7 protein-coding genes are annotated in these 6,345 nt (G+C 68.4%); 2 read left to right on the top strand and 5 right to left on the bottom strand.

The features are described 5' to 3' along the window. Positions 1–182: 182 nt before the first annotated feature. The 4 genes from DMC18_RS02305 to DMC18_RS02295 form a co-directional block, all read right to left on the bottom strand. A complete protein-coding gene (locus DMC18_RS02305; RefSeq protein ID WP_110121606.1) occupies positions 183–896 on the bottom strand; it encodes an HAD family hydrolase in 714 nt (237 codons plus the stop codon). 30 nt (positions 897–926) lie between these two features. Next, entirely contained in the window at positions 927–1,793 is an 867-nt protein-coding gene (locus tag DMC18_RS02300) for a dienelactone hydrolase family protein (RefSeq protein ID WP_110121605.1), read from the bottom strand. 82 nt (positions 1,794–1,875) lie between these two features. Then, complete coding sequence (locus tag DMC18_RS25835; RefSeq protein ID WP_158285840.1) at positions 1,876–2,037, bottom strand: hypothetical protein; 162 nt, start codon at positions 2,035–2,037, stop codon at positions 1,876–1,878. 104 nt (positions 2,038–2,141) lie between these two features. Then, the gene (locus DMC18_RS02295; protein ID WP_110121604.1) at positions 2,142–2,441 is read right to left on the bottom strand and encodes a DUF1272 domain-containing protein; all 300 of its coding nucleotides are present in this window, start codon (positions 2,439–2,441) and stop codon (positions 2,142–2,144) included. A 244-nt stretch (positions 2,442–2,685) separates the two neighbouring features. Here DMC18_RS02295 and carA point away from each other — a divergent pair, with 244 nt between their 5' ends. Then, on the top strand, positions 2,686–3,852 hold the full coding sequence (gene carA, locus DMC18_RS02290) for a glutamine-hydrolyzing carbamoyl-phosphate synthase small subunit (protein ID WP_110121603.1): 1,167 nt from the start codon (positions 2,686–2,688) through the stop codon (positions 3,850–3,852). A gap of 161 nt (positions 3,853–4,013) precedes the next feature. Then, positions 4,014–4,418, top strand: coding sequence for a hypothetical protein (locus DMC18_RS02285; RefSeq protein WP_110121602.1), 405 nt, complete (start codon positions 4,014–4,016; stop codon positions 4,416–4,418). Between the two features lie 174 nt (positions 4,419–4,592). Here the strand turns inward: DMC18_RS02285 and DMC18_RS02280 are convergent, their stop codons facing one another. Further along, positions 4,593–6,206: a carboxylesterase/lipase family protein gene (locus tag DMC18_RS02280; protein WP_110121601.1), complete on the bottom strand. Its 1,614-nt coding sequence runs from the start codon at positions 6,204–6,206 to the stop codon at positions 4,593–4,595. Between the last annotated feature and the right edge of the window lie 139 nt (positions 6,207–6,345).

Genomic DNA, 6,345 nt, shown 5'->3' with positions numbered 1-6,345 from the left:
CATCCTCAGACCGTCACGGATGTCTCCGAACACCTGTCACGGATGTCCCCGGTCTGAACAATAGGGAGAGGGAGGGGCCCGCGCGAAGCGTGGGAGGGTGAGGGGTTACGAGGCTTGACGTCGTGCCGGCACGCCGTCTTCCGTCCCTAATCCCTCATCCGGCGCTTCGCGCCACCTTCTCCCTATGGGAGAAGGGGTTTTGATACGTGATCCACAAAGGCCGGCAGCTCGGCTATCGAAGCCAGTTCCACGTAGCGCGGGTGGTTCTGCGGCGCTTCGGCCGCCTCGTGCGCCCAGACCAGCGGGTAGGGGATCAAGGCCCCCCAGGCGCCGGCCTCCAGCGCCGGCAGGATGTCGGACCGCATCGAGTTGCCGGCCATCAGGGCCTGATGCGCGCCGGTGCCGTAGCGCTCGAACACCCGGCGATAGGTGCCGGCGTCCTTCTCCGAGACGATCTCGACGGCGGCGAACAGGTCGCCGAGCCCCGAGGCGGCCAGCTTCTGCTCCTGGTGCAGCAAGTCGCCCTTTGTGATCAGGATCAGGCGGTAGCGCTTGGAAAGCTCGGCCAGGGCCTTCTCGACGCCGGGCAGGGGCTCGACCGGCTCGGTCAGCATCTCGCGGCCGACGGCCAGGATCTCGCGGATCACCCGGGTGGAGACCGCGCCGTCCGTCAGGTCCAGCGCGGTCTCGATCATCGACAGGGTGAAGCCCTTGGCCCCGTAGCCGTAGACCCGAAGGTTCTTCTTCTCGGTCACGGCCAGCTGGGCGTTGATCCGCTCCTCGTCGCCGAATTCCGCCAGCAGTTCGACGAACCGCTGGTGCGACAGGCGGAACAGGGTCTCGCAGTGCCAGAGGGTGTCGTCGGCGTCGACGCCGACCGTGGTGATGAGGCTCATGCCCCCTGATACATCACCCCAGGATCGACATCACCCCAGGGTTCGCTTGTAGAGGTCCAGCAGGTTGGCCCAGGCCGTTTCGGCGGCGGTCTCGTTGTAGACCTGGCTGCCCTTGACCGTCCAACCGTGGGCGGCGCCGGCGAAGACCTCGACCTTGGCCGGGCGCTTGGCTTCGGCGAAGGCGGCCTTCAGCTTGTCCTTGGTCTCCGGCTCCTTCTGATCGTCGTTGTCGGCGATCTCGATCAGGAACTCGGCGTGGGTCTTGGGGATCAGCAGGTGCGGGCTGGTCGGCTGGTCGGTGACCAGGCCCCCGCCGTGGAAGCTGGCGACGGCGGCGATGCGGCCCGGCGCGGCGGCGGCCGTGCGGAAGGCCAGCGGGCCGCCCATGCAGTAGCCCTGCACCCCGACCTTCCTGGTCTTGTCGGTCTCCTTCTGGGCGTCGAGGAAGGCGACATAGGCCAGGGCGTCCTTGTCGGTCCCCTCGGGGGTGACGGTGGCGCGCAGCGGCGTGATCTTGGCGCGGTCTTCGGGATTGGCGAAGTTGAACGTCCCCTCGACCACCGGCGCCTTCTTGACCCGGTAATAGAGGTTGGGGACCAGCACGACATAGCCCTGGGCGGCCAGGCGGCGGCCCATGTCGCGGAAGACGGGGCGCAGGCTCATGACGTCGGGCCAGATCAGCACGGCGGGCCATTTGCCCTTGCCGGCCGGCTTGAACAGGGCCGCGTCGGCCTCGCCGTCGGGCGTCTTGATGGTGACGTCGGTCTCCACGACCTTGTCGTCCGCGCGGGCGGCGGTGGCGACGAGGCCCCCCGCAGCGGCGGTCATCAGGCCGAAGGCGCGGCGCGAGACGCGCGGGTCATGGACAAGGCCTTGGTGGATGTCGTCGTCGCACATCGCGCGGGCTCCTTCGCAACTGAGAGGCGCCCGCACGGTGCACGACCTGAGCCCGAAGGCAATCAGCCGGACCCGTTTAAGTTCAGAAGCTGAGGATTACGAATAGGGCGCCGCTGGCGACGATGCCGGCGCTCAGCACCAGGCCGAGGGCCTGACCCGCCAGGCTCTGACCGGGGAGGCGCGACCAGGCGATCTTCGACGCGCGCGCGGCGGCGACGGTGCGATCGTGGACGGCGACGGTCATGGCTCTGGTCTCCTCGTTTACGCCCAAGCTTGTGGGGCCTGACGAGTTAACGACCGTGAACCGCCGAACGATCCAGGCGTGCGACCGATTGAACCAGGGTGCGCCTAATGGGTCACACCATGCCCGCTCGGCCACTCGTCCAGGGGCGGGCGCGGGGGCGGTTTGGCGCAGACGGCATGGGCCTTGTTGATCCGCCGCAGCGAAGCCGGGAAGCGGTGCAGCTTGCTGTCGGGCCGGATCGGCCGGGGCGCCAGGTCGCCCTCGCAATTGGGGCAGACGCCCTGGAATCGGCTGTCGGCGCAGTCGATGCAGAAGGTGCATTCAAAGGTGCAGATGCGGGCCTCTCCGCTCTGGGGCGGCAGGTCGCGGTCGCAGCATTCGCAATTGGGGCGCAGTTCGAGCATGGGCCGTCCTCCCGTGTTCTTATGCGTTGAAGCCCCGCACCATAAGGGCTTGAGGGCTGCGCGCGCGAGGGGGCGTCTTCGTCGATCACGGTAATGTGGCGGGCGGCGCGCAAACGCGTGATCCAGGGGGTTGACCCCCCCTCCCAAGGTCCCTAAACACGCCGCCGTTTGCGCAGGCGGGCGGGGTTCTCCCCGGCCCGCCTTTTTGCGAAAATGACCATGCGTTCTGGAGGCGCTTTTCGAGATGTCCCAAGACCTTCTCCCCGGCGTTACTGGCGTTCTGGTCCTGGCTGACGGCACGGTGCTGCAAGGCGTCGGCTGCGGCGCGGTCGGCGACGCGGTCGGCGAGGTGTGCTTCAACACCGCCATGACCGGCTATCAGGAAATCCTGACCGACCCGTCCTACATGGCCCAGATCGTGGCCTTCACCTTCCCGCACGTCGGCAATGTCGGCACGAACGCCGAAGACGTCGAGCAGGTCACCGGCGTGGCCGAGACGGCCGCCCGCGGCGCGATCTTCCGCGACGTCCCGACGGATCCGGCCAACTGGCGCGCCAACAGCGACTTCGACGGCTGGATGCAGCGCCGCGGCGTCGTCGGTCTGGCCGGCGTCGACACCCGCGCCCTGACCCGCAAGATCCGCGAGACCGGCATGCCGCACGGCGTCATCGCCCACGCGCCGGACGGCAAGTTCGACCTGGAGGCCCTGAAGGCCAAGGCCCGCGACTGGTCGGGCGTGGTCGGCCTGGATCTGGCCAAGGACGCCTCCACCACCCAGACCTTCACCTGGGACGAGGGCCTGTGGTCGTGGCCGGCGGGTTACGCCAAGCTCGACAAGCCCAAGTACGAAGTGGTCGTCATCGACTACGGCGTGAAGCGCAACATCCTGCGCGCCCTGGCCCATGTCGGCGCCCGCGCCACCGTCGTTCCGGCCAGCACCTCGGCCGAGGACATCCTGGCCCGCAATCCCGACGGCGTGCTGCTGTCCAACGGTCCGGGCGACCCGGCCGCGACCGGCGAGTACGCCGTGCCGGAAATCCAGAAGCTGGTGGAAAGCGGCAAGCCGGTGTTCGGCATCTGCCTTGGCCACCAGATGCTGGCCCTGGCGCTCGGCGCCAAGACCGTGAAGATGGAGCAGGGCCACCACGGCGCCAACCACCCGGTCAAGGACCTGACCACCGGCAAGGTCGAGATCGTGTCGATGAACCACGGCTTCACCGTGGACAGCGAAAGCCTGCCCGAGCCGGTGCAGGAGACCCACGTGTCGCTGTTCGACGGCACCAACGCCGGCATCGCCCTGAAGGACAAGCCGGTGTTCAGCGTCCAGCACCACCCGGAAGCCTCGCCCGGCCCGACCGACAGCCTCTACATCTTCGAGCGCTTCGCCGGCCTGATGGACAAGGCGAAATAAACGGCGCGAAGTAAGAACAAGACGCCCCGCCGAAAGGCGGGGCGTTTTTCGTTTCGGCCGCTCACGGCCAGGTTGTCACGAAACCATCGCCCAGGGTTCACGCACGGCCTTCGCGGCCCGTGTTAACGTTTTCGCCGTTCCCCAATTCCCGCGAGGACGGCATGACGGCCTATGAACGCATCGGCGGCGAGGCCGCCGCCCAGTCGGTGATCTCCGACTTCTTCGCCCGCGCCCAGGCCGACGAGCGCCTGAAGGACCTGTTCGGCGGCGAGATCGCGCCCGGCGCCCGCGCCTTCGTGGCCGCCGCCCTCGATCCCGACGCCGCCGAAGCCCGCGGCGACCAGGACCTGGCCTTCGTCTGGCTGGGCGCCAACAGCCTGGAAGACGACGAACTCGACCTGGTCATCGGCCACCTGGCCGCGGCCCTCGAAGCCGCCGGCGTCGACGACGAGACCATCGCCGACGTCGCCGACCAGATCGAACTCCTCCGCGACGAGTCGCTCGGTCCCGACGAGGACGAATTCGACGACGAGGACGGCGACGAAGAGGGCGAGGTCGCGGCGTAACCTGATCCTTCTCCCCTTGCGGGAGAAGGTGTCGCCGTAGGCGACGGATGAGGGGTCTCTCAAATCTGAGAGACTTCACCTAGCCTAACCGCTGCGCAAAGCTTTGAGGTTTGAGAGACCCCTCACCCGACCTCCCTCCGGGAGGCCACCCTCTCCCGCAAGAGGAGAGGGGCCCTACGTACCGAACTGCGTGAACGGGACCTTGTTGAACAGCTCACGCTCGCCGCCGCGCGGGTCGTCCTGCATGCGCGTCGTCTCGTCGAACACCAGGGTCTGGCGGCGGGGCAGGGTGTAGGGCTCCCACTTGGGAATGGCCGCGCAGTTGGGATCGCCGGTGCGGGCGAAGGCGACGAAGGCGTCCATCATCGTGTTGGACATCGCCTCACTGCGCGGGCCGGTTCCGACGATCGAGCCCTTGGCGTCCAGCGTGCCGAAGACGAGGCCGATGTCGATGGTGTGGGGCGCGCCCCAGACGCCGCCGTCCTTGGGCGACTTCCAGTCGACCTGGTAGACGAAGGCCGGCGCGGGGGTGGCGGCGCGGGCCTCGGCCTGCAGGATCGCCGCCTTCCACGAGCGGCCGGCGGTCGAGGCGGCGAAATAGACGTCCGACGGCGAATAGGCCGGATACATCTGGCGATAGGCCGCCACGACGCTGGCCGGGTCGATGTCGATGCGGGCGTTGAACTGGCCGGGCAGCTTCTCGACCACCTGCTCCCAGGTCATGTCGAACACCTTGCGGTCCCAGCCGGCGAAGCCGCGTGTCTCGTCATGGGTGTTGCCGCAGATCAGCGGCACGTCGAGGCCCAGCGGCGAGGCGTCGGGGAAGAACGGGTGGCGGGTCAGGGAGCGCTCGTCCAGCACCGGGCCCATATAGACCCCGCCCGAGCCGGCGACCGGATCGACGGCCTTCAGGCCGTTCAGCAGCTGGTCGGCGGGCAGGGCGCGCAGGGCGGCCAGATCGCTGATCCCCAGCTTCTCCAGGAACAGCTTGGCGCGCTTCGTCGCATTGAAGGGGCCGCCGGCCATGACCTGCTGGCCGCTCATGGTGACGGCGCGATGGAACAGGCCCTTGGCGGCCGGCATGGCCAGCAGGGTGGCGATCTTGGCCCCGCCGCCCGATTGGCCGAACAGCATCACCCGGTCCGGATCGCCGCCGAACTGCGCGATGTTGTCCCGCACCCATTGCAGGGCCAGCACCAGGTCGATCTGGCCGACATTGCCGCTGTCGGCGACGCTGGGATCGTCGAACAGGCGGGCCAGATAGAGATAGCCGAAGGCGTTGAGGCGGTGGTTGACCGTCACCACAACGACGTCGCCGCGCTTGGCCAGCTTGGTCCCCTCGTACCAGGGGCTGCCCCCCGAGCCGCCGTTATAGGCGCCGCCATGAATGTAGAACATCACCGGCCGCTTGCCGCCGTCGGCGAGGCCGGTCTTGCCGGCTTTTGCGGGGGTCCAGACGTTGAGGAACAGGCAGTCTTCCGAGAGGGTCTCGCCCTCTTCACCCTTGCCGGTCTGCATTGAAGCCGCGCCATAGGCCAGGGCGTCGGCGACGCCGGTCCAGGGCTGGGGCTTGCGGGGCGGGGAGAAGCGGTTGGTCCCGCCGGTATCGGCGCCGTAGCGCAGGCCCTTGAACACGTGGACGCCGTCGGCGGTGGTCGTGCCCCGCACCTTGCCGGCGGCGGTGGTCACGATCGGCGAGCGGGCTGGGCTGGAGGGCTTGGCGTGGGCGGGCAGGGCGCTGGCGGCGGCCGCCGCTCCGGCGGTCAGCAGCAGGCTGCGACGATCCATCTTGGTCTTCCTCCGGCGCTTCTGGCGAGCTTGCCGCAAGGGCTAGCACGAAACATGACACCGGTGGCAAGCCTTAAATGATCCCTCTCCCCTTGCGGGAGAGGGTGGCCCGCGAAGCGGGTCGGGTGAGGGGTCTCTC

This window comes from Caulobacter sp. D5 (assembly GCF_003185805.1).
In the GTDB taxonomy this organism is placed as follows: Bacteria; Pseudomonadota; Alphaproteobacteria; order Caulobacterales; family Caulobacteraceae; genus Caulobacter.
This window is presented reverse-complemented; position numbering and strand designations above follow the sequence as displayed.